This is a genomic window from Exiguobacterium sp. AT1b, from assembly GCF_000023045.1.
Classification (GTDB): Bacteria; Bacillota; Bacilli; order Exiguobacteriales; family Exiguobacteriaceae; genus Exiguobacterium.
Map to the genome: position 1 here is coordinate 1734521 of NC_012673.1, position 21904 is coordinate 1756424.

22 protein-coding genes are annotated in these 21904 nt (G+C 48.4%); 16 read left to right on the forward strand and 6 right to left on the reverse strand.

The genetic code is table 11. The annotated features are described in order from the left end of the window. Window positions 1-8: 8 nt before the first annotated feature. From EAT1B_RS08990 to EAT1B_RS09000, 3 genes are all read left to right on the forward strand, one after another. Window positions 9-506 (forward strand): peptide-methionine (S)-S-oxide reductase, encoded by a 498-nt coding sequence (locus tag EAT1B_RS08990; RefSeq protein WP_041918114.1) that lies wholly within the window; start codon window positions 9-11, stop codon window positions 504-506. A gap of 96 nt (window positions 507-602) precedes the next feature. Further along, complete coding sequence (locus EAT1B_RS08995) at window positions 603-1124, forward strand: sigma-70 family RNA polymerase sigma factor (RefSeq protein ID WP_015880253.1); 522 nt, start codon at window positions 603-605, stop codon at window positions 1122-1124. Continuing rightward, on the forward strand, window positions 1114-1785 hold the full coding sequence (locus EAT1B_RS09000) for a DUF3600 domain-containing protein (protein WP_015880254.1): 672 nt from the start codon (window positions 1114-1116) through the stop codon (window positions 1783-1785). The genes EAT1B_RS08995 and EAT1B_RS09000 overlap by 11 nt, the downstream gene beginning before the upstream one ends. A gap of 65 nt (window positions 1786-1850) precedes the next feature. Here the strand turns inward: EAT1B_RS09000 and EAT1B_RS09005 are convergent, their stop codons facing one another. Together EAT1B_RS09005 and EAT1B_RS09010 are read right to left on the reverse strand one after the other, a co-directional pair. After that, the gene (locus EAT1B_RS09005; protein ID WP_015880255.1) at window positions 1851-2093 is read right to left on the reverse strand and encodes a hypothetical protein; all 243 of its coding nucleotides are present in this window, start codon (window positions 2091-2093) and stop codon (window positions 1851-1853) included. A gap of 20 nt (window positions 2094-2113) precedes the next feature. Next, entirely contained in the window at window positions 2114-2746 is a 633-nt protein-coding gene (locus tag EAT1B_RS09010) for an HNH endonuclease family protein (RefSeq protein ID WP_015880256.1), read from the reverse strand. Window positions 2747-3027: 281 nt separating this feature from the next. Here EAT1B_RS09010 and EAT1B_RS09015 point away from each other — a divergent pair, with 281 nt between their 5' ends. Beyond that, the gene (locus tag EAT1B_RS09015; RefSeq protein ID WP_015880257.1) at window positions 3028-4221 is read left to right on the forward strand and encodes a DUF4317 domain-containing protein; all 1194 of its coding nucleotides are present in this window, start codon (window positions 3028-3030) and stop codon (window positions 4219-4221) included. Between the two features lie 240 nt (window positions 4222-4461). Here the strand turns inward: EAT1B_RS09015 and EAT1B_RS09020 are convergent, their stop codons facing one another. Both EAT1B_RS09020 and EAT1B_RS09025 read right to left on the reverse strand, forming a co-directional pair. After that, entirely contained in the window at window positions 4462-5907 is a 1446-nt protein-coding gene (locus EAT1B_RS09020; protein WP_015880258.1) for a DEAD/DEAH box helicase, read from the reverse strand. Window positions 5908-6016: 109 nt separating this feature from the next. Continuing rightward, window positions 6017-6388, reverse strand: a complete 372-nt coding sequence (locus EAT1B_RS09025) for a hypothetical protein (RefSeq protein WP_015880259.1) — start codon at window positions 6386-6388, stop codon at window positions 6017-6019. Between the two features lie 120 nt (window positions 6389-6508). Here EAT1B_RS09025 and EAT1B_RS09030 point away from each other — a divergent pair, with 120 nt between their 5' ends. The 4 genes from EAT1B_RS09030 (at window position 6509) to EAT1B_RS09045 (ending at window position 11641) form a co-directional block, all read left to right on the forward strand. Next, window positions 6509-7585: an alpha/beta hydrolase gene (locus EAT1B_RS09030; RefSeq protein ID WP_015880260.1), complete on the forward strand. Its 1077-nt coding sequence runs from the start codon at window positions 6509-6511 to the stop codon at window positions 7583-7585. Then, window positions 7582-10356 carry a glycoside hydrolase family 3 C-terminal domain-containing protein gene (locus EAT1B_RS09035; protein WP_015880261.1) on the forward strand — a complete coding sequence of 925 codons (2775 nt, stop codon included), beginning with the start codon at window positions 7582-7584 and terminating at the stop codon, window positions 10354-10356. The genes EAT1B_RS09030 and EAT1B_RS09035 overlap by 4 nt, the downstream gene beginning before the upstream one ends. A 246-nt stretch (window positions 10357-10602) precedes the next feature. After that, window positions 10603-10869: a CD3324 family protein gene (locus EAT1B_RS09040; RefSeq protein WP_041917957.1), complete on the forward strand. Its 267-nt coding sequence runs from the start codon at window positions 10603-10605 to the stop codon at window positions 10867-10869. Window positions 10870-10990: 121 nt separating this feature from the next. Continuing rightward, window positions 10991-11641 carry a FusB/FusC family EF-G-binding protein gene (locus EAT1B_RS09045; RefSeq protein WP_015880263.1) on the forward strand — a complete coding sequence of 217 codons (651 nt, stop codon included), beginning with the start codon at window positions 10991-10993 and terminating at the stop codon, window positions 11639-11641. 89 nt (window positions 11642-11730) lie between these two features. Here the strand turns inward: EAT1B_RS09045 and EAT1B_RS09050 are convergent, their stop codons facing one another. After that, entirely contained in the window at window positions 11731-12177 is a 447-nt protein-coding gene (locus EAT1B_RS09050; RefSeq protein ID WP_015880264.1) for a hypothetical protein, read from the reverse strand. Window positions 12178-12319: 142 nt separating this feature from the next. On the opposite strand from EAT1B_RS09050, the gene EAT1B_RS09055 reads away from it, so the two are divergent. The 5 genes from EAT1B_RS09055 to EAT1B_RS09075 all read left to right on the forward strand — a co-directional run bounded on the left by EAT1B_RS09055 (window position 12320) and on the right by EAT1B_RS09075 (window position 17194). Next, complete coding sequence (locus EAT1B_RS09055) at window positions 12320-12985, forward strand: HAD hydrolase-like protein (protein ID WP_015880265.1); 666 nt, start codon at window positions 12320-12322, stop codon at window positions 12983-12985. 61 nt (window positions 12986-13046) lie between these two features. After that, window positions 13047-13541 (forward strand): LURP-one-related/scramblase family protein, encoded by a 495-nt coding sequence (locus tag EAT1B_RS09060; protein ID WP_015880266.1) that lies wholly within the window; start codon window positions 13047-13049, stop codon window positions 13539-13541. Window positions 13542-13554: 13 nt separating this feature from the next. Then, window positions 13555-14097 (forward strand): NUDIX domain-containing protein, encoded by a 543-nt coding sequence (locus EAT1B_RS09065; RefSeq protein ID WP_015880267.1) that lies wholly within the window; start codon window positions 13555-13557, stop codon window positions 14095-14097. Beyond that, on the forward strand, window positions 14072-14641 hold the full coding sequence (locus EAT1B_RS09070; RefSeq protein ID WP_015880268.1) for a DUF1349 domain-containing protein: 570 nt from the start codon (window positions 14072-14074) through the stop codon (window positions 14639-14641). Before EAT1B_RS09065 ends, EAT1B_RS09070 begins: the two co-directional genes overlap by 26 nt. A gap of 162 nt (window positions 14642-14803) precedes the next feature. Beyond that, window positions 14804-17194 carry a carbohydrate binding domain-containing protein gene (locus EAT1B_RS09075; RefSeq protein WP_015880269.1) on the forward strand — a complete coding sequence of 797 codons (2391 nt, stop codon included), beginning with the start codon at window positions 14804-14806 and terminating at the stop codon, window positions 17192-17194. A 47-nt stretch (window positions 17195-17241) separates the two neighbouring features. Here the strand turns inward: EAT1B_RS09075 and mprF are convergent, their stop codons facing one another. Further along, a complete protein-coding gene (gene mprF, locus EAT1B_RS09080) occupies window positions 17242-19734 on the reverse strand; it encodes a bifunctional lysylphosphatidylglycerol flippase/synthetase MprF (protein WP_015880270.1) in 2493 nt (830 codons plus the stop codon). A 173-nt stretch (window positions 19735-19907) separates the two neighbouring features. Here mprF and EAT1B_RS09085 point away from each other — a divergent pair, with 173 nt between their 5' ends. The 3 genes from EAT1B_RS09085 to EAT1B_RS09095 are packed head-to-tail and all read left to right on the forward strand — an operon-like array spanning window position 19908 to window position 21815. Beyond that, on the forward strand, window positions 19908-20456 hold the full coding sequence (locus EAT1B_RS09085; RefSeq protein WP_015880271.1) for a bifunctional transcriptional activator/DNA repair enzyme AdaA: 549 nt from the start codon (window positions 19908-19910) through the stop codon (window positions 20454-20456). Beyond that, window positions 20453-21346: a DNA-3-methyladenine glycosylase gene (locus tag EAT1B_RS09090; RefSeq protein ID WP_015880272.1), complete on the forward strand. Its 894-nt coding sequence runs from the start codon at window positions 20453-20455 to the stop codon at window positions 21344-21346. The genes EAT1B_RS09085 and EAT1B_RS09090 overlap by 4 nt, the downstream gene beginning before the upstream one ends. Then, window positions 21333-21815 (forward strand): methylated-DNA--[protein]-cysteine S-methyltransferase, encoded by a 483-nt coding sequence (locus tag EAT1B_RS09095; RefSeq protein ID WP_015880273.1) that lies wholly within the window; start codon window positions 21333-21335, stop codon window positions 21813-21815. Before EAT1B_RS09090 ends, EAT1B_RS09095 begins: the two co-directional genes overlap by 14 nt. Window positions 21816-21904 lie beyond the last annotated feature (89 nt).

The following is a 21904-nucleotide window of genomic DNA, read 5'->3' on the forward strand; positions in this document are numbered from 1 at the left end:
TGATTCCAATCGAAACAATCTATTTAGCGGGCGGATGTCTATGGGGCGTTCAAGAATTTGTGAGGACATTACCTGGCGTCCTTTCAACTGAAGCGGGACGTGCGAACGGAACGACGGACACGTTGGACGGGGAATATGACGGATACGCGGAGTGCGTCAGAACGACGTTCGATCCGGACGTGGTGACGGTCAATGATTTGATGGGCTATTTATTTGAAATCATCGACCCATACAGCATCAACCAACAAGGGATTGATGTCGGAGAGAAGTATCGAACGGGCGTCTACAGTGAGGAGTCACGACATGTGGTGGAGGCACAGGCGTTCATTGATCGACGCTCGGATGCGAAACGGATTGCTGTTGAAGTCAAGCCGCTCACGAACTATGTGCGAAGTGCGGACGAGCATCAGGACCGCCTGACGCGTTGTCCGGATGATTATTGCCATATTCCGAAAGACTTATTAACAAAATATCAGAACGTATCATCATCAAAGCGTCTCTTCTGAGATGCTTTTTTTCATTTTTTCCCAAATGAGTAAAGCTAAATGGACGCGTTTCATGTCTAATGAGTGTAAGGGAAAAAACGAAAAGGGGGACGTTCGATGAAACGTCTCATTCAGAAAGCGCAACGAGGTAATGATCAAGCTTTCTTAAAGATCTTTCAGCATTACGAGGCCGACCTATATCGGATGGCCTATGTATACGTCAAAAATCCGGATGATGCGCTCGACGTCGTGCAAGAAGTCGCTTATCAAGCATTTAAAAGGATTGGAACGTTACGGGAACCACAATTTTTGAAGACATGGCTGATGAAGATTGCCATCAACTGTGCGCTCGATGTCATGAAGAAGAGGAAAAATGTGATTCATTTGATGCCGGAGTTTGAAGAGTCAATTGGAAGTACGGAAACGGATTACGCGATAACGATGACACTCGCTGACATGATGGATTCCCTTCATGAGGATGAGCGCAGCGTGGTCGTGTTGAAATATTATCAAGACTACACGTTTCAACAAATTTCAGATTTATTGGAATGGCCGATTGGGACGGTGAAGACAACCTTATATCGAGCTGTCGATAAATTGAGACGAGAATGGAAGGAGGTCGATTGCTATGGATCGTGAGATGAAACGGATGTTGGCGGACATCGAAATTCCAAGTGAACTGCGTGAACGCACCCGACAAGGTGTGAAGCGAGCGAAACAAGAGATGCGCCGGGAACCAGGATTTATCCGTCGACGGTTGATGACGGTCGGAATCGCGGCGGCGCTCCTTATTCCGACAGGTGCCTTCGCCTATCAATCCCTCTTGGCGGATGAGTTATACGGTTCATTTGACGAGATGAAAGTACATATCGTCAGCGCCACTTTAGAGAAATATTTGTTATTGGACGCCAAATTGAATCAAGCAAAAGGAGTATTGGGTGAGGCAGAATATGAAGAGTTTAAGCAAGGTCTGAGCGTCTTCACGGATACGCGAATCGCCTATGGAAATGCGAACGGAAATGTCGATTATGAAGCGATTCCGAAGGCGGAACGATTGGAAGTGAAGCAAGCACTCTCTGACCTTCAACCATACTTCGATCAATTGAACGATCAGCCTGCTGCACGTGACGTGTTGACTGCTGACGAATATGACGCGTACATCGAAGCGCTCATGCGAGAAGAGTCGATTCGAGTACGTGCTGGTGAGTACGTCGAAGACATGCCGGATGAGTTGCGACAGTCTTATGAAGAGGCAATCGCGATTATTCGAGAGGTCGATCGGAAGCAGCAACAAAACTAAATATTCTGCATGAAAAAGTAAAAGAAGGAGTCGGTCACTCAAATCGAGTGATGGACTCCTTCTTTTTACGTCCGTTCGAGAACATTCACGAGCATCTGATGGATAACAGCATGATCGTTCGGGTCATGCAGCTGATAGGGACTCCCCGGGAGCGTGTATACATCTTTTGCCCCGACGTACGTGATGTGAAGTGTCAAGGAACCATCTTCCTGACACGCCGTCGTCAATTCCAAATCGCCACTGATGACACCGACTTCTTCCGTCATGACACCGTGGGTTGCCTTAAAGGTTGAAGTGATTTCGTTCATTCGAAGACTCCTTTTCTCACTCAGTAACTGCAAGCGTTGATGGCTGTCGTGAGTGCTGACTTCTCTGCGGATTGAAGGCTCAAGCCCCAACGACTCTTCGTCTCGACCCACATCTTCGCATACGCACAACGCGCCCCCGTGCGAGGGGGTTGCCATGTCGACGGATCTTGGTCTCCTTTTGAGCGGTTCGATGAAGCAGACACCGCAATCAATTGAGGACCGTTCAAGTCGTTCGCAAAGCTTTGACGTTTTGTTGTCGTCCAGCTGCTTGCGCCAGAGCGCCACGCTTCAGCGAGCGGAACTACGTGGTCGATATCGATGTCAGAGGCTGATGTGAACGTCAATCCGTCATAGTAACTGTACCATGAGCCGGTCGCTACCGGACATTCGTCGACGACCGAGTCAGCGTCTCGTTTCAAGACGATGTGACGCGTGTTACAACCGCTTCCTTGACTCGACCAGTGCGGGAAGAGGTCACGACTATATCCTGTCATCGACCCTTCATTTTTGACAGTGAGCGCATTCAGTTTCGTGAGCGCATCCGCTTTCGATGGAATGTTCGGCGGGAAAGCAGAGACCGGTGTCGCGTCAAACGACGCGGAGATCCATACGAGCAATGTGACGAGTGCGACAGACATGAGTTTCTTTAACATAAAAAGCCTCCTACTATGTATTTGGAATGAACACTTGTCGAAGCAAGTGGGCAACCTTTCATCAAACAACTAGTGAGACAAACATCACGCAATAAATCCAACTTGATCATACACAGGACGATTTTGAAAAAGTGTGAAAATCTGCAAAATGATTAGAAAGACTATCGCAAATCCTTCTCTAGCATTAATGAACGACCTGGTGTTATTTCTTTGGAACTAGTGAGCGATCAGGACTGGTATAATGAATGACATGGATGGAGAGAAAAGAAGAGGTGGATGGAATGAACAAGAAAGAGATTGCGGCGATTCGCCGACAGTTCAAAGTGAATGCGACGAAGCTGAAGATTGCTGACTTATATACGATTTACATCCGACAGGAAACGAATGAGATTTATTACGAAGAGTTGCGTCCGTTCCCGTTCTTAGAAGAAGAGCAGCAGGAGCTGTTTTTGACGAACTTCAAAAAAGTGCTCGGTGGAAAACTTGATGAAAAACTGTTCGAAGTGAAGTTCCAATATCCTGAGGAAGGTCAAGTCGACCATACGCAAGGCTTGCTGTATGAAGGACTTCGTACGGAAGAGACCGACGTCTGGACGGACTATATGCAACGCATCGCGTTGAAGATGGTGAAAGACACGCCGTTTGAGAAGGATATGGTCGTGACGTTCATCCGGGGGAATTATAATAAGCCGACGAACCGGTACTCGGAAGAGTCTGAGATTCACGCGAACGATGAGGTGTATACGACGAAGTTCATCCTCGGCAGCATCAGCCCGACAGAGCTTCCGAAAAAATCACTCGTCTTTGACTTCGTCGAGCGGGAATTCAAAGCCAGCTTGATTGTAAATCCAATCATCAAACTCGAGGCGCCAATCGGCGGATTCTTATTCCCGTGCTTCACGGATAACGCGGCCGATGTGAACCATGTCCTCTATTCGGCGCACAAAGCGCATCAACCGGATATGACGTTCATTGAGAACGTGTTGAACGGTTCGGAAATCGTCACGGCAGTAGAAGAGAAGGCAGTCTTCGAAGAAGTGGTGAAAGCGGTCATCGGCGAAGAAGTCAATTCCCGGACACTCGCGACCGTTTATGATGAGATCAATCAAATCATTGTCGCCGAAGAAGAGAACGAACAGGAAGAAGAGAGAGTAGCGATGCTCGACTCTCGTGCTGTCGAGGTCGTCTTACGGGCGAGCGGTGTGGAAGATGTGACGACGGAGAAGGTCGAGCAGGCGTTCAAGCAAGTCGTCGACGATACGAAATATGAGATGAAAGCGACGAGTGTCGTTCCGAAGTATACGTCAAAGTCGATTAAAATCAATACGAAAGTGGCCAATATTTCCGTCAGTCCACAAGACTTGAAATACGTGAAGCAAGTGAACTATAAAGGAAAACCGTGCTTGCTGATTGAAGTGGAAGAGGAGACGGAGATTGAAGGGTTCAAGCTCATCTCGGAAGAGTCGCTAGACTAATCGATCATGTTGCAGTGTTCATAAGTGAACGTTCAAGCTAAGAGTCCAAGATGTAAACCTTGGGCTCTTTTTTGACAATCAAGTGAGGAAGGTTGAATTCAAACTTTGATACAGGTATGATGCAGGTGAAAACGTTTTCTAAAAGCCATATTTTTTTAGTGTTTATCGAAAGCGCTTTCGGAATTTGTGAAACAACAAAAAACCTCAAAGACGAATATCATCTTTGAGGCTAGATTTGTATTATTTACGCGCTTTGCTTACTTTGAGTTTCTTCCCTTTGACCGGCGTCGTCTCCATCGCTTGAAGGACGATCGAACCTTTTCCGTTCAGAATATCGACGTACGTCATCTGATCATTGATTGTGATGATTCCGATGTCGTCAGCGGATACACCAGGGATTTTGGCGATTGTTCCGACGAAGTCGACGGCGCGAAGTTTTTTCTTCTTCCCGCCACTGAAGTGAAGCTTCATGATGTCCTGGTTAATACGAGCTGTCTTGTTGTTTCGAACGACGCGTCGTCCGCTCAACTTCTGCTCAAAGGCATCTTGGTTAGCCGCAACTTCCGCTTCTGTCGGTGCATCGATCATCGGAATCTCAAATTGAACGTATGATTCGATCGCTCCGATGAGACGTTCTTCCTGACGGGTCATGAGCGTGATCGCTGTTCCTTGTTTGCCGGCACGTCCGGTACGACCTGTCCGGTGCACGTAACTTTCCTTTTCGACAGGAACATCATAGTTGATAACGAGCTCGACGTTATCGACATCGATTCCACGTGCTGCGACGTCTGTCGCCACGAGGTAGCGGAAGTTACCCATCTTGAATCCGTTCATGACGGCGAAACGGTCCTCTTGCTCGAGTCCGCCGTGAAGGCGTTCAGCCGAGTAACCGGCTTTGTCGAGCTCGGCGTACACCGTATCGACGTTCTCTTTCGTCCGACAGAAAATCATACAGCTGTCCGGGTTCTCGACGACCGTGATGTCTTGAAGCACAGCCAGTTTCTCGTTCCGGTGAACCGGGAGGAGACGGTGCTCGATTGTCGAAGCGGTCATGCCGGTCGATTCGATCGCGACACGTGCCGGAGCATTCATATGCTTCTGGCAGAGACGTTCGATATCTTGTGGGAATGTCGCTGAGAAGACCATTGTGACGCGGTCTTTCGGCAACTGTTGAAGAATCTTCTCGACGTCAGCGAGGAAGCCGCGGTTGAGCATCTCGTCCGCCTCATCGATAATCAAGTATTCGATGCGGTCGAGTGAAAGGGTCTCACGCTCGATATGGTCCATGACGCGACCTGGCGTACCGACGACGATATGTGTCTTTTGTTTCAACTCTTCACGTTGTTTCGAAAACGGTTCTTTCCCGTAGACGGCAGTCGCTTTGATTCGTTTAAAACGTCCGATGTTCGTCATGTCTTCCCGTACTTGAACGGCGAGTTCGCGTGTCGGCGTCAAGACGAGCACTTGGGGTTTATTTTCGGCCCAGTCGATGAGCTCGATGACCGGAATCCCGAAAGCAGCTGTCTTTCCGCTTCCCGTCTGTGCTTTGACGACTAAGTCTTCGCGCTCGAGCGCACGCGGGATGACCTGCTGTTGTACTTCAGTCGGTGATTCGTATTTCATAATGCCCAACGCGCGCGTGATCTCGTCGCTCAGGCGATAATCAGTAAATTGCTGTTTGTTCATGGGTAACCTCATTCTTTCGTGAAAACTTCTGCTTCAGAAAATTTCAATGTCTATTTGCAATACAGTCCATTATAGACCGAAAGACGGTAGGAAAGCGAATGAGAATCCATTATCCGAAGTCAGGCAACGTCGCGTCGGGTTGAATCACATAAAAAATAAACTGGTCATGAACATCTTCTAACTGTTCGATCAGCTCTTCATTTTGTTGTTGATACGCTTCTAGCAATTGAGGGCATATGTAATGAACCGTTTTATCTTCGCGAGCCAGGCTAGCGGTTTCTTCCTTATCAAATTGTAAAACTAACGGTTGTTGGCATGCTGTGCAGCAACCAATCTCCAACTTGTGAAAACCGATTTTTGCTCCCTCAATAAAACAAGAATCACAATACTGTTTGATTGGATCACCAAAGTGACCAAGTTCATCTGTATGGATGATTTCATGTTCTGTTAATTGTTTGTTGCAGCTAACGCAGTTGTACATCAATAACACTCCTTTAGTGATCTGTTCCAACAACGTATCATGCGATGAGCCGATGTACAACTTTTCCCGATAACAATATTTTTATAGGTTCAGAAACATTGAAAGAAAGGGGCTTACATAATGGAATCCGATTATAAATATCTCGTCCAACATCTTCAACAAAGCCAATATCGAACGCACGCGAACCACCTTGAAACCATCATCAAACCCATACCGGATTCAGACCGCACCGGCGATCTCGACTCACGCGTGTTCGAAACGCTGACCGCGAATCATTCTTCACACGATGAACCGGATACAGCATTTGACCTCGAGGCGGCACGTGCCAGCATGGGTTGGCCGAATCAGGATCGGACGACGACTGACATCAAAACGGAGTATCTCATGATTCCTAGTGAGGACGGGGATATTCCGGTCCGTCTGTATCGTCCGAGTCATACTGAAGCCATCCCAGTCATCCTCTTCTTCCATGGTGGCGGGTTCTTCGGCGGAACGCTCGATACGGTCGAGAATCCTTGTAAATTGCTTTCGGAACGGGCGAACGCGGTCGTCATCTCCGTCGATTATCGTCTTGCCCCGGAGCATCCGTTCCCGGCCGGATTGAATGACTGTTACCGCGCCTTTGAATGGGTACACGCACATTCGAATGAATTGAACATCCTCAAAGACCGAATCGGCGTCGCCGGAGACAGTGCCGGAGGAAATTTGGCAACGGCTTGCTGTCTGATGGAGCAAGAACGAGGGGAGGGGCGCATTTGTTATCAAGCACTCGTCTATCCTGTCGTCAATCTGGGAACGATTCCGACAGATGATTTTGAATGGGCACTCGATGCGTACGATATCTCACACCATCACGATCTGATTCGAGGTGTCGTGCTCGCACTCGCCGATGCGGACTCATTTTTTAATGACCTCTATCTTCAAGGAATGGCGGATGTCACACATCCACTCGTATCACCATTATTCGCAGACGATTTCTCGAGTTTACCACCGACTTTGATTGTGACGGCCGAGTACGATTACTTACGACTTGAAGGAGAAGCGTATGCGCGGAAACTTTCAGGAGCGGGCGTTCCAACACGACTCGTTCAATATCGTGGGATGGACCATGCCTTCATGGACAAGTTGGGCGACTATCCACAGGCAGACGATTGCATGAATGAAATCGCAAAAGGACTGAAGGAGCTGACGAAATGAAACAGTATACATTGGATTGGACGCGTTATGAGGAATTGGCACGTCAAGCGGTCGCGGAAGGCGTCGTATTAGTTAAAAACGAACAGAAGACCCTCCCGTTACAGCCTGAAACGAAGCTAGCCGTATTTGGTCGTAGCCAGTTCCATTACTATAAGAGCGGTACGGGATCCGGTGGGATGGTGAACGTCGGGCACGTCACGACACCGCTTGAGGCACTACGCGAGCGCCCAGACATTCACATCAATGAATCGCTCTATGCGACGTATGAGGAATGGGTGAAGGAGAATCCGTTCGACCAAGGTGTCGGTTGGGCCGGTGAACCGTGGTCGCAACAAGAGATGGACGTAACGGACGAGCTCGTCGAACAGGCGGCACAAAAATCGGATGTCGCCCTCATCATGATTGGACGTACGGCAGGAGAAGACCGTGACAACACGGCCGATCCGGGTAGTTACTTATTGACGGATATCGAACACGCGATGATCGAGCGCGTGACGAAACGCTTCGACAAGACGGTCGTCGTGTTGAACGTCGGGAACATCATCGACATGAAGTGGGCGAATGAGCCGAGTGCCATCCTCTATGCATGGCAAGGAGGGATGGAAGGCGGAAAAGGACTCGTCGACGTACTTGTTGGAGACGTAAGTCCTTCCGGGAAACTGACGGATACGATTGCCCGATCCATCGAGGATTATCCGTCGACAAAGAACTTCGGTCATGCGGATAAAGGAATTTATCAAGAAGACATCTATGTCGGTTACCGCTACTTCGAGACGTTCGCGAAAGATGACGTTTTATACCCGTTCGGATTCGGACTGTCTTATACGACATTCAATACTAAAGTGAAGCGTACGGCAGAAGTAGATGGCGTTTTAACGGTTGAGGTGGAAGTGACGAACACGGGTGAGTGTGACGGGAAAGAAGTCGTCCAACTCTACGTCGAGAAGCCACAAGGGAAGCTCGGGAATCCGCTCCGGTCATTGGTGGCGTTCGAGAAGACCTTGCTTCTTGAACCGGGTGAACAACAAACGCTTTCGTTCAACGTCCACATGACTGACTTTGCGAGCTACGACGACTCTGGCGTGACGGGTCATGAATCGAGCTTCGTTCTAGAAGCAGGGACATATCGCTTATATGCCGGAACGGATGTGCGTTCGGCTACATTTGCTCTCGAAGTCGAGCAGCAGGAGCAACGTGTCCTTGAGACGTTAAGTGAAAATATGGCACCCGTCCTCCCGTTCGAACGGATGAAACCGATTCAAGGCGAACGAGGATTGGAAGTGGGTTATGAGTCGACACCGCTTCGTGCCGTTGACGTGGAGACGCGCTATTTGGAAGAACGTCCTGAGACGCGACCTTTCACAGATGACCAAGGCATCAAATTGAGTGATGTGTATCATGGAAAGGCTTCGCTCGACGCATTTCTAGATCAATTGACGGATGAGGATTTGGCTGCGATTGTCCGCGGACAAGGGATGAACTCACCACGCGTCACACCGGGGACGGCAGCTGCGTTTGGTGGGGTGTCCGACCGATTGAACGAACTCGGGATTCCAGCGGCGTGTTGTGCCGATGGTCCATCAGGCATTCGTATGGATATCGGGACGAAGGCGTTCGCACTTCCGAACGGGACACTGTTGGCGTCCACGTTCAACGTCGATCTCGTCGAAGACTTGTTCGAGATGACAGGGCTCGAGATGCGAAAAAACCGCGTCGACACGTTGCTCGGACCCGGGATGAACATTCATCGCAACCCGTTGAACGGACGGAACTTCGAGTACTTCTCAGAAGACCCACATGTGACTGGGAAGATGGCAGTCGCCCAACTGAATGGGATGCATCGCGTCGGCGTGACGGGTACGCTCAAGCACTTCAGCGCCAACAACCAAGAGGCGCATCGTCATGATATCGATTCGGTCGTCTCAGAACGCGCGTTACGCGAGATTTATTTGAAAGGGTTCGAGATGGCAGTGAAAGAAGGACGCGCATCGTCCATCATGACGACATATGGAGCGGTCAACGGCATCTGGACGGCAGGTCTATATGATCAAAATACGCGTATCTTACGGGACGAGTGGGGCTTTGACGGCATCGTCATGACAGACTGGTGGGCAAAAGTGAACTTCCGTGAGGATGAGTCGGCCAATCGTCAAAACACGGCAGCGATGGTTCGCTCGCAAAACGACTTGTATATGGTCGTCGATCGCCCGGACCTCAACTCGTTCGAGGATAATACGATGGCATCGCTCGAAGAAGGCGTGGTGACACGAGGCGAGTTGTTGCGGAGCGCGCGGAACATCTGTGCGTTCATCTTGAAATCACCGGCGATGGAGCGTCTTCTCGGGATTCATGACGGTTCCGTCGAGGTGCTCGGCTTTGAAGATGAGACGAACCAACAGGATGCATTTGAGTTAGACTATCAGCATCTCGAAAACGGGGAACATGTGGATTTGTCAGGAATCGATACTTCGACAGGGAACACACATGTCTTCGCCATCTCGGTCGACCAAACGGGGACGTATGATATCACGTTGACGGCCCGTTCGAACGCGGGAGAGTTGGCACAGATGCCGGTGACGTTGTTTGCGAACAATATCCCGGGTGCGACGTTCACGTTTAATGGGACGGACGGAGAATGGGTGACGCAGACGAAACAGGTCTTTTTCTTGAACCAACATAATTATCTCCAACTCTATTTCGCACTGAGCGGTCTAGAAGTGAAGGACGTGTCCTTCAAGCTCGCAGATGAATTCAGTATGAAGAACGGCTGAGCCGCCCTTTTGCCGATTCATTGAATCCGGTATAATCGAAAGAACGACACATCGTAAAGGAGGCGCATACCCGTGGAAAATCGGCTTCGATTTTCTAGGTCTTCACGCACTCATGCAAAGCCATTTGGACGAAAGGCGATCACTTGCATGGGGCGAAACGAATACCTTGATCGCTTGATTTTAACGTAAACCACTTGGCTTTGCTCCCTTATCGGATTGGATTCATTCAATAAGGAGCGAGGTATGATGAAGTACGTCAATGCGCAACAAATCCTGCCAGAACGATTGTTGCAAGAGGTGCAACAATACGTACAAGGTGAAACGTTATATGTGCCGACCCCGACTGACACGAAACGGAAATGGGGGTCGGTCAACGGTGGAAAACAATTACTTGATGAACGAAACGAAGCCATACGCGCAGCGTTTCGGAACGGAGAGCGAATCGAAAATCTGGCCATGTCCTATCATTTGGCGACGCACACGATTCGAAAGATTGTATACCGTTCGACATGAAGGAGGTACGACTAGTTCGCTAGTCGTGCCTTTTTAGGTCGACTATATTTCTTAATCAAAGTGTACACAGTAAGGAAGCATTGTTTCCTGTAAACTGAGAATTAAGGAAGGGGGCGACAAAATGTCAGATCCATTTATTCAAAACGAACAATATAATCTCATCAAAGAACAAGTGATGCTCGTCAAAGAGAGTCGAATGCAAAGCCTGCCGCCTTCTGTCTTGCGAGCAGTCATCGACTTGGCACAATCGAAAGTGATGTATGCATTCCCTGAGGCAACGACTGAACAACTAAAGCTGTTACAGTTCACAACGCTACAGACGAACGAAGCGTTCGACGAATATATGCAACGATTACGAGAATGGGTTCAACCATTTCCCGTTATTTCTGCCGAGCAACTGAAGAGTTTGTTCCCGAAACAAAAGAAGCTTCGTTTACCGGAGTTATCCGATGTTGATTTTGGACGACTCACGTATCTAGGTTGGAACGATGGACGTTCCAATCAAAAGTTGATAATTTGCCAATACGAAGGTCAATTGATTGGCATTGCATGTAAACCGAGTACGAATACGAAGAAAAATATATGTGCCTTTTGTAATCAGTTCACGGATGTGACGTACTGCGTTACGATCACGAAAGCGAAACAAGCGAAAAATCCGGACTATTACAAAGCCATCGGCACATATGTATGTGTAGACAGTAAGACGTGCAATGAACACATCACGAGCCAAGAGGCTTTGCATACTTTTGTTCATACGGCACTGCAGACCTGACAATCCAGTCAGGTCTTTTTATGTTAAATCAACAAAACCAATCAAGCGCCATGGTTTTCAATTTTATTCACGAGCAGTCTGTTCATTCTTTAATATGCTTCTAGTGATTTGATTGTATGTCGTAATACATCGACCTCTTCGTTTTCCCAGCCCAATCGATTTACTGCATTGATAAACTGTCGTGTTGCTTTAATAAGAGCAACTTTCAGTTCTTCAATTGAAACGATACCGATTTTCGTCTTCATTTGACCATCTTTCGTAGATGATAATTCGAGTTCAGACAAAGATATTTTTTTGGCTGATATAGAAAGGGGACCATCCATAAATGGAAACGAATGAATAGATTTTAGTGGAGCGTGTAAAATCGCCCGACAGCTGTCAATCCACCATTTTAATATAACAGCAACGAAATCAGACCAACCGACTCCCGGGAAATAATCGTATGTATCAATGACAAAGTTGATTTCACCAATAATTTGATTAGAGTACGTTAATGAATCAAGATTAATCTCGATGGAAATTTGATGACACATCATTGCTCACCTCATCCGTTTTTGAAAGATTACTACTAAGACCATCTTACTCGAGCTATACGAAGTACGAAACGATGAGTTGAATTGACAGAAGTTGTCGTATGATAGACAGACAACCATGATTCGATTAACGAGGGGGAAGCGGATGAAACACGCAGTGATTTTTGACATGGACGGAACATTGTTTCGGACAGATTTGATTTTGGAACGGGCGCTAGATGAAACGTTTGATCATTTACGAAGTGAAGAAAAATGGAAAGGTCCGACACCGATTGATCAATATCGGAACATCATGGGGGTACCGTTGCCAGTTGTTTGGAACACATTGCTCCCACAATACGATGAGCAAACTAGAGAAGAGGTCGATGCCTATTTCTTAACACGACTCATCAAAAACATTGAAAACGGGAATGGAGCATTATATGCAGGGGTACTCGAACTATTTGAACAATTGTATCAAATGGGGCATTCCATCTTCGTCGCAAGCAATGGTTTGGTGGACTATTTACAAGCCATCGTCACGCGTTATGAATTGGATCGTTGGATCACAGAAACTTATAGCATTCAACAAATCGACACGTTGGATAAGGGCGATTTGGTGGCTGAAATCGTGAAGAAGTATGAACTGCAGGAGGGCTTCGTGGTAGGTGACCGATTATCGGATATCTCGGCTGCACGAGCGAACGGACTCATTTCAATCGGCTGTCGTTTTGACTTCGCACAAGAAGTAGAGTTACAAGAAGCGAATTACGTTGTGAATCACTTGGCAGAAGTTCTCGATATCGTTTCAAAGGAGACGGCTTCGCTATAAGTGAATCGATTTCTGGATTGGACTCGTAAGTAAAGGACTACAACAAATCGGAGGGATCATCATGCACACGCTCTACATGAAACAAAAAGTGTTAAGCTTACGCGGACGTTTCACCATCAAGGATGCGGACGGACATGACAAATATTTCATCGAAGGTAGCTTTATGAAGTTTCCAAAATCATTCGAAATCAAAGATACGAACGATCAGACGGTCACGACAATCACGAAAAAGACGTTCAGTTTTTTGCCGAAATTTTTTGTGGAAGTGGACGGCTCAGATATGATGACCATCTCGAAAGAGTTCTCGTTTTTCAAACCGAAATATTCCATCGATGCGGCCGGGATCGATGTCCAAGGCGATTGGTGGGACATGGACTTTAATGTGACGAAGAACGGACAATCGATTGGAAGTGTGCAAAAGAAATGGTTCTCGTGGGGAGATAGTTACGAGATTCGTGTCGAAGAACCAGAGATGGAGCATTTGCTCATCTCTATCGTCGTAGCGATCGATTGCGCGAAAGCAGATCAAGCAGCGGCATCTAGCGCAGCAACATAAAGGGGAGTATCGAATGGAATTTTGGGACGTTTATACGGTCGACCGAGAGAAGACCGGTCGCACGTGGCAACGGGGAAGTCGTTTGCCAGAAGGCGAGTATCACCTTGTGATTCACGTGTGTATCTTTAACCAAAAGGGCGAGATGTTGATTCAACAGCGCCAACCGTTCAAGGATGGTTGGGCCAACATGTGGGATATCACAGTCGGTGGAAGTGCCACGGTAGGAGATACAAGCCAGCAAGCCGCCATGCGGGAACTCGAAGAGGAGATTGGGCTCAAGCTTGATCTATCTCAGACACGACCCCATCTGACAGTCAATTTTGACGAAGGATTTGACGATATTTATTTGGTCGAAATGGAAGTGGATTTGAACGAGCTGACGCTTCAAGAATCTGAAGTGCAAGCCGTGAAGTGGGCGGATGAGGCGACGATTCTGCAGATGATTCAACAGCATGAATTCATACCGTATCATACGCCAATGATACCGTTACTGTTTGCCATGCGAGGACAATGGGGAGGGATAAATCATCATGCATACGTACAAGTGGATAAATGAACCAAAAAGCGTGAACGGATTTGAACCGCTCACTTTCCGCACTTTGCCAGATACGGACTTTTGGCGAAACACACATTACGGATTCAATCGGATGACGGCACATGCGTTATTGACAGACGTCAAAGCCAAACGATTTACATGTCGGGCGACAATCCAGATGGAACCGAGCCATACATATGATCAGGCCGGAATCGTCTTATATGTGAACGATGACCATTGGATCAAGACGTCTGTCGAGTACATTCCGGATGGACCGTCCCATCTTGGCGCAGTCGTCACTTCGTTTGGCTATTCAGATTGGTCGACACGTGATTTTTCAAATGACATGGTTCGCAATCCGTTGACGTTTGAAATCGTGTATACAGATGGAGATGTGGAGATTTTCTTTGAATATAGTGACGGTATGCGTGAACAGCTTCGCATTGCCCATCTCCATGACGTATCGACATTACGCATCGGTCCATATGCCTGTAGTCCGGATGTGAATGCGACAGGTTTTGACGTGACAATTTCGAATTGGGAACTACGGGAAGCATCGACGTGAGTCGGTGCTTTTTTATGTGTCAGTTTGATTTCACTTCCGAAAAGTGGTTGAAGTTTTAGCAAAGAAAAATCTATAATGAATTTATCGAAAGCGCTTTCGGAAATCGCTTTCAAAAGTACGGGCTGACATATGACAATCATTTATCCTAAAGGAGGACGCACGATGAAGAAATGGGTTGCACTCGCACTCGGGACAGGCCTTGCCCTATCCTTGCCACAAGAGGTGCCGGCTGAAAAGAGTTCAAAAGCCGATGACGCTAAGTGGAAACTTGTCTGGTCAGATGAGTTTAGCAAGTCTGAAATCGATCACTCGAAATGGAATTTTGAAACGGGGAACTGGATTGTCGACAAAGATGGAAATCCAGTCGCTGCCGGTTGGGGAAACAATGAAAAACAATTTTACACGGACAAAAACGAAAACGCTTTCGTAAAAGATGGGAAGCTCGTCATCCGTGCGAAGAAAGAGCAAGCATCGGATCAATTCGGCACTTATGACTACACATCGGCGAAGTTGACGACGAAGGGGACGTTCAGTAAGACATATGGTCGCTATGAGATGCGAGCTAAACTTCCAACCGGTAAAGGACTGTGGCCGGCGTTTTGGATGCTGCCAGAAGAAGACCGCTACGGTGGTTGGGCCGCATCGGGTGAAATCGACATCATGGAATCGTGGGGCAGTCAGCCAGATAAAGTCGCCGGCACGATTCACTACGGGGAAACGTGGCCGAACAACAAATATACGGGGAAAGATTATCACTTCGCAGAAGGTGACGGCATCGACAAGTGGCATACATATGCAGTCGAGTGGGAACCAGGTGAGATTCGTTGGTATGTAGATGGTCAGCTCTATCAAACACAAAACGACTGGTATGCGAAAGAAGCAAACAAAGCATCGAAATATAGCTACCCTGCACCATTCGACCAAGATTTTTACTTGATTATGAACTTGGCGGTCGGTGGATGGTTCGATGGGGATGTTGACGAGACGACACCATTCCCGGCAGAGATGGAAGTCGATTACGTCCGCGTCTTTGACTTGAAGAACGGGAAGTATCGCGATGCTGTCGAGCCGACATATTCAGATGAGGAAGTTGTGTTACCGGAAGGTGCGAAACAACCTCTAGAAGACGGAAACCTTGTCTATGACGAAGACTACATTGAACCGATTACGACGGTAACGAACGGTGCGCAGGCGCTCAACCCGACGTATTGGAACTACGTGGCGCTTCCTGACTTTGGTGGCGTCGGTTCCATCGATGTGATTGACTTGGCAGGGTCACGTTTTGCTGACATTTCGATTGATCAAGCAGGAAGCCAACCATATTCGCATCAATTGATTCAAAACGTATCGCTCGGACAAGGTGGCCACTATAAAGTGACGTTTGACGCTAAGGCGGATGCGGCGCGTTCCATTGCCGTTAAAGTCGGTGGGGGTCCGGACCGAGGCTATGCAAAATATTCTGATGAAGGGTCATTCGATTTGACGACAGACGTTCAAACGTACTCGATGACATTCGATATGACAGAAGAAACAGATCTTGCGGCACGTCTCGAGTTCAACGTCGGACTCAGCACGTCAGGTGTCCAAATCGGGAACGTTCGTGTCGAGCAGACGCCTCGTGAGGCATTCAATCCGAATGCGACGAAACCGATGCTTGGCGACGGAAATCACGTATATAACGGCACGTTCGACCAAGGCGCGATGGATCGCATGACGTATTGGACGTTCGACCCAGGTGTCACGAAAGGGACAGGAACAGTCGACCCAGTAGAGCGTCTCTTCCGTTTTGAAACGAACAAGAAAAAAGGAGCACCCGCCACATTGGTGCAACAAGGCATTCAGCTACAAGAGGGACATGAATATGTTCTTCGCTTCAAAGCCCGTGCAGAACGTGTAGACGGTCTTCAAGTCGGATTGAACGGATCGGATGGGGATGCCTACCTTCCGCTAGAGCGTATCGCGCTATCTAAAGCATTCGATACGTATGAAATTCCGTTCACGATGGAAGCCGGAACGGACCTCATGAGTCAGCTTCAGTTCATTCTCGGTTCTGAAAAAGGTGCGATTGAAATCGATGACGTCGAGTTGCGCGATGTCACACCGGTTTATATCGACCCGTCTCCACTTAAAAACGGTGCATTCACAGAAGGTCTCACCAACTGGGGCTCTTATGTCCACTTTGACGCACAGGCTGCTGTCGAAGCGGTAAATGAGGCGGCGCGTATCTCGATTACGCAAGAAGGGAACGAAGCGTGGAGTGTGCTCATGGAGCAAGGCGGTCTCGAGTTACAACAAGATCAAACGTACATCGTCCAATTCGATGCATCTTCTACAGTCGCTCGTTCATTTGAAGTGACATTGGAAAATGCCGGCTACTATCGCTATTTGAGCGAGGTCGTTTCGGTCACACCGGAAACGAACACGTACACGTTTGAAGTGACGATGCCGGTGACAGATGTCACAGGATTGAAGTTCTTGATGGGACGCACAGAAGGGTCGCCACTCGGGGCTCATGACATCACGATTGACAATGTGAGTGTGACGTTGAAATAAGAGGATACACAAAACAGGAATTTCTCATCGTGAGAAATTCCTGTTTTTTAGCGTTTCCGACTAATCAATCGCGCTGTTCGTAAAATTGATGGCAACAATTTACGACGCTGGCGGAACGCGAGATAGCGTCCTTCCCACGACGGTTTGAACTTCTGTTTGAACTGTCGTAAGCCACTGAACGGATAAATGTAACTGATGTTTTCAAAAATGTCGGCGGCGACGCGTTCCGGCCAATGGGAGAACGTCTGCTCTCCGACGGCGGCAAGTGGTGCCACGCCGAGCCCGACATGATCATGGCCTTCTGCGCGAGCCCATTCGATGATGTGAAGGATCAACACTTCAATCGATCCGGTCGGCGCATCATTTTTCGAACGCATCAAATCGATGGAGATGGCCCCGTCTCCTCGGAGTAGCGAAATGAAAGCCACGACGACACCGTCCGCATCTCGCAACAAGGCAATCGGATAACGTGTCAACGTTTCATAATCGAAGAATCCGAGAGAGAAGCCTTTCTCATTTCGATTCCCAATCCACTCGTCTGAGATGTCTTTTAACTCTTGTAACAGCAAGAGGCTCGGTTCACAGACGATGTCGAACGTGATCCCTTTCTTCTCAAACTGATTGTAGAGAGAGCGCATGTTTGCACGCTTCTTCCCGGATAAGGAGAAGGCCGAGACGTCAATCGTCGCCTCTTCCCCTAATTTGAAGAACGTGAATCCGGCATCATGAAGGCGAGGCATCCAATTCGGTGTAATTTGATAAAATAAAGGAATATACCCGATTCGATCCGCATCTTCAATGAATTGCGTCAAAAGAGAAGTCGCAGCCTGTTTCTCTCCTTGGATATCACCAAGGACGATGGCATGGTTCCGAGTCGTCGCAAACAACAGACACGCATCTCCTGCCTCGTTCATGTAAAAACGCTTATCTGCCATATGGGCCAAATCAAAACTGCTCGATGTGGGCTGTGTTGCCTGAAACTGTCGGATGCGATGTTCATCATAGGCCTCTCCAAGCGCCGGACGTTTCCAACGATCGAACAAGAGCAGGAGTACACTTGCTACGATTGAAGTTAACAATAAGACGAACGTCGTCAACCAGCCGGCTTGATGCGATGTGAAGAACAAGTCGTCTGTACCTGCGAATGACTGCAACAAGAGGGCGTGGGTGCCGACATAGAGCAGGACGTAAATCAAGCTTCGGATGAGACGTCCTGTCGTTAAAATCGAACGGTATCGGACGTGTCGTTTACGTGTCAACCAGACGAACATCGCAAACCCGATGACGACGAAGGTCTCAAACAGGTTTAAACCACGAGCGATGACCCCGATGGTCGCCAAGATGAAGGCAGTGTTCAGTAACCAGAGCGTTCGTTTCGTCCGCACATACATGCCATAGACAGACAAAAACATGAGAAGCCCGGCACTCAATAAGAAAAGGGTCCCAATCCATTCAAACCAACGATTCACTTCATAGAGCGGCGTCACGCTCGGGAGAAGCGTCTGGAACCAAATCAACAGACTGCTCATGAGTGCGATGAGACTTCCAGTCAGGCGTCCAATCCTCGCAAGCGTCCGCGAAACGATGCGCCAGACGACGGTCCCAATCTCATAAGAGGACCCGATGATTGGCCGATACTCGATTTGTTTGACGACCTGATCTCCGAATGCGATGGCTGCGAGAAAAAGTCCAATTAAAAAGGGAACGACAAAATAAACGAATCGATAGATGATTAGTGAAGACAGGACGATGTCTTGATGAATCCCAAGTTGAGTCATCCCAACGAGATACAGTAAGTCAAACGTTCCGGCACCCCCAGGGACGAGGGAGACGACACCGACGACCGTCGCGACGATGAATACCCCGAAGAGTTGCACGAACGAGGCCGACCCGTCCAGTAACGTCAAGGCATAAATGGCGACGAATCCTGCGGTGACCCATTCTGCGAGCGAGGTCATCGTGTACCCGAGCAGAGTGGACCACCCGACATTTGATCGGCGTGATGTGACGAACAAATAAAATGGGAGCATCGCACTCACGGCGAGTAGCACCGGCCAAATCCACGGTTTCGTACCGACAAGCCCGCCGGCCGGGAAGATTCCGAGGAGCACACCGATGGAAAGAATGGACAGACCACTGATGAGTGTCGGGGTCATCCAGCCGATGGCACGGAGTAGGCGTTTCGTATCCGTATAGGGACGGTAGAGGGAGGTACGAAGGGCAATCCCAATTACGCCGCCGAAGCCGAGCATCCCGTTCATCGAGTTCGTGATCCACGCTGTTTGAACGATTTTTCGTTTCGGTAGCTCGATATGTAAAGAGCGTAGCAAGAAATAGTCGTAGCCCGTCATCGTCAAGACAGCGATCCCACCGAGTAGGATGAGTGTGAACTGTTCCCAACCGGTCAGTTGTTTCAGTGTCGTGAAGGCGGTCGCGAGCGAGAGGTCTTTCAACTCTTGTCCGCTCTGAATCAAAATCAAACCGATTAACGCTATAGGAATGAGCCATTTTAATTGTTTCCATGAAAAACGAGTACGCATTGCGATCTTCTCCTTATCTGCCATAGGACTGACAGCAGCTTCTGTCTAAATCGTACTATAGGATACGATTGAAATCTGTAAAACGTTTCAAAAAGAGGGGATTGTAAGCGCAAGAAAGAGGACGAAATGTTGATTTTAGATTTGCTACAGTGAGAGAAGAAAGGGGTGTGGAGATGTTGACGTTTGACGAAAAGTGGGCGAAAGTGCTCGCCTGCGATGCAACTTATGACGGATTGTTCTATACAGCCGTAAAAACGACAGGGATCTATTGCCGACCATCGTGCCGATCCCGCAAACCGAAGAAAGAGAACGTTGATTTTTACGTAACGAGAGAAGAAGCAGAGACGAATGGATTTCGACCGTGCAAGCGATGTCAGCCAGAAGTCGAACACGCCCCACACCGTGCGCTCGTTCAACAAGTGACGGCGTATCTCGTGAACCATTATAAACAACCCATTCGCCTTGAACAGATTGCCGAACACGCCCAACTGAGTCCCTTTCATTTAGAGCGGACATTCACCCAGGCGACAGGAGAGACTCCGAGGCAACTACTTGAACGGATTCGAATCGACAAGGCGGCTTATTTATTGCGAACGACCGACATGAGTAATCTGACGGTCTGCTATGAGGTCGGTTTTCAAACACCATCGAACTTTTACCGTGTGTTCCGACGAGTAAAAGGCTGTACACCGAACACGTATCGAAAAGGAGAGGACCTATGACAGAGATGCTACTCGCTGTTCAGCAGCCGTTTGATTTTCAAGAGTGTCTCGTCTTTTTAAGTCGGTCAGAACAAGAAGTGCTCCATGTGACCACACCTGACATGGTTCGAAAGTTGATGCGAATCGGGGAACGGCTCATCCTGATCGAGCTTCGAGAAGAGGTGAATCATATTCATGTACGGTTCCCTTTCGATGAAGTATCAGAGACAGAAAAGGAACATGTCGCACGTGAGGTACGAAACTGGTTAGACCTTGAGCGCGATTTAAAACCGTTTGAAACGATGGGGGCGAAAGATGAATTGCTGGCACCGTTGATTGAAACACATCGCGGGTTACGGATGATTGGCTTCCCAGATTTGTTCGAGGCCCTCACATGGGCCATCATCGGACAACAAATCACCTTGTCGTTTGCGTATACGATCAAACGACGCTTTGTTGAACGATATGGAGACCATCGAGTCATCGAAGGAAGAGCATACTGGACGTTCCCGCGGGCGGAACGAATCGCCTTGCTCGAACCGGAAGAATTACGTGAGCTTCAATTCAGTCGCAGGAAAGCGGAGTATGTCATTGATATTGCACGGGAAATAACAAATGGAGACCTGTCAAAAACGGCTTTACAATCACACTCTTCAGCTGATATCCGTCAACGGTTACTCGCGATACGAGGTGTCGGAGCATGGACAGCAGACTATGTGTTGATGAAGTGTTTTCAGGACGCATCAGCCTTTCCGATTGCGGATGTCGGATTGCATCAAGCGATTCAGCATCAGTTAGGGACAGCGAAGAAACCAACGATTGAAGAAGTGAAGCGCTACGGTGAATCGTGGCAAGGTTTTGAAGGATACGCGACATTCTATCTGTGGAGGTCATTATATGGGAACGTATAAATTAGACGTGGAGACACCGATTGGCGTCCTAGAAATCATCGGGACGGAGCAGGTCGTTCAATCGATCTTATTCGTCGAACGGGAAAGCAAACGAAGTATGGAGCAAGATGTACCAAATGTATTGCGACAGTGCCGGGATGAACTAATCGCCTACTTTCGTGGCGAGCGTATGACGTTCACGTTCCCGACTGAGCAAATCGGGACAACGTTTCAGCATGACGTGTGGGATGCGTTACAAACCATCCCGTATGCGGAGACGGCTTCTTACCGCGAACTTGCCGAACGCGTGAAGCGACCTACGGCTGTTCGCGCAGTCGGAGCAACGAACGGACGCAACAAACTGAGCATCGTCGTGCCTTGTCATCGCGTCATCGGATCGACTGGGAAATTGACGGGCTATGCCGGTGGACTTTGGCGAAAAGAATGGCTCTTGCAACATGAAAAACAAGTCGCACATCAACCCCAGTAAAAAAACATTTCCCCCTCCAAATCTGCTACACTAGAAGAGGTCCTATCGTGACGTCGGAATCGACGAAGTTATAGGATGATTCCCGTCAC

Excerpts from the sequence above, each read along its gene's own strand:
- EAT1B_RS09050 (WP_015880264.1), bottom strand. The coding sequence starts at position 12,177 with ATGATGTGTCATCAAATTTCCATCGAGATTAATCTTGATTCATTAACG.
- EAT1B_RS09010 (WP_015880256.1), bottom strand. The coding sequence starts at position 2,746 with ATGTTAAAGAAACTCATGTCTGTCGCACTCGTCACATTGCTCGTATGG.
- EAT1B_RS09065 (WP_015880267.1), top strand. The coding sequence starts at position 13,555 with ATGGAATTTTGGGACGTTTATACGGTCGACCGAGAGAAGACCGGTCGC.
- EAT1B_RS09025 (WP_015880259.1), bottom strand. The coding sequence starts at position 6,388 with ATGTACAACTGCGTTAGCTGCAACAAACAATTAACAGAACATGAAATC.
- EAT1B_RS09045 (WP_015880263.1), top strand. The coding sequence starts at position 10,991 with ATGTCAGATCCATTTATTCAAAACGAACAATATAATCTCATCAAAGAA.
- EAT1B_RS09085 (WP_015880271.1), top strand. The coding sequence starts at position 19,908 with ATGTTGACGTTTGACGAAAAGTGGGCGAAAGTGCTCGCCTGCGATGCA.
- EAT1B_RS09055 (WP_015880265.1), top strand. The coding sequence starts at position 12,320 with ATGAAACACGCAGTGATTTTTGACATGGACGGAACATTGTTTCGGACA.
- EAT1B_RS09070 (WP_015880268.1), top strand. The coding sequence starts at position 14,072 with ATGCATACGTACAAGTGGATAAATGAACCAAAAAGCGTGAACGGATTT.
- EAT1B_RS09000 (WP_015880254.1), top strand. The coding sequence starts at position 1,114 with ATGGATCGTGAGATGAAACGGATGTTGGCGGACATCGAAATTCCAAGT.
- EAT1B_RS09030 (WP_015880260.1), top strand. The coding sequence starts at position 6,509 with ATGGAATCCGATTATAAATATCTCGTCCAACATCTTCAACAAAGCCAA.
- EAT1B_RS09095 (WP_015880273.1), top strand. The coding sequence starts at position 21,333 with ATGGGAACGTATAAATTAGACGTGGAGACACCGATTGGCGTCCTAGAA.
- EAT1B_RS09005 (WP_015880255.1), bottom strand. The coding sequence starts at position 2,093 with ATGAACGAAATCACTTCAACCTTTAAGGCAACCCACGGTGTCATGACG.
- EAT1B_RS09090 (WP_015880272.1), top strand. The coding sequence starts at position 20,453 with ATGACAGAGATGCTACTCGCTGTTCAGCAGCCGTTTGATTTTCAAGAG.
- EAT1B_RS09075 (WP_015880269.1), top strand. The coding sequence starts at position 14,804 with ATGAAGAAATGGGTTGCACTCGCACTCGGGACAGGCCTTGCCCTATCC.
- EAT1B_RS09020 (WP_015880258.1), bottom strand. The coding sequence starts at position 5,907 with ATGAACAAACAGCAATTTACTGATTATCGCCTGAGCGACGAGATCACG.
- EAT1B_RS09060 (WP_015880266.1), top strand. The coding sequence starts at position 13,047 with ATGCACACGCTCTACATGAAACAAAAAGTGTTAAGCTTACGCGGACGT.
- EAT1B_RS09040 (WP_041917957.1), top strand. The coding sequence starts at position 10,603 with ATGAAGTACGTCAATGCGCAACAAATCCTGCCAGAACGATTGTTGCAA.
- mprF (WP_015880270.1), bottom strand. The coding sequence starts at position 19,734 with ATGCGTACTCGTTTTTCATGGAAACAATTAAAATGGCTCATTCCTATA.
- EAT1B_RS09035 (WP_015880261.1), top strand. The coding sequence starts at position 7,582 with ATGAAACAGTATACATTGGATTGGACGCGTTATGAGGAATTGGCACGT.
- EAT1B_RS09015 (WP_015880257.1), top strand. The coding sequence starts at position 3,028 with ATGAACAAGAAAGAGATTGCGGCGATTCGCCGACAGTTCAAAGTGAAT.
- EAT1B_RS08995 (WP_015880253.1), top strand. The coding sequence starts at position 603 with ATGAAACGTCTCATTCAGAAAGCGCAACGAGGTAATGATCAAGCTTTC.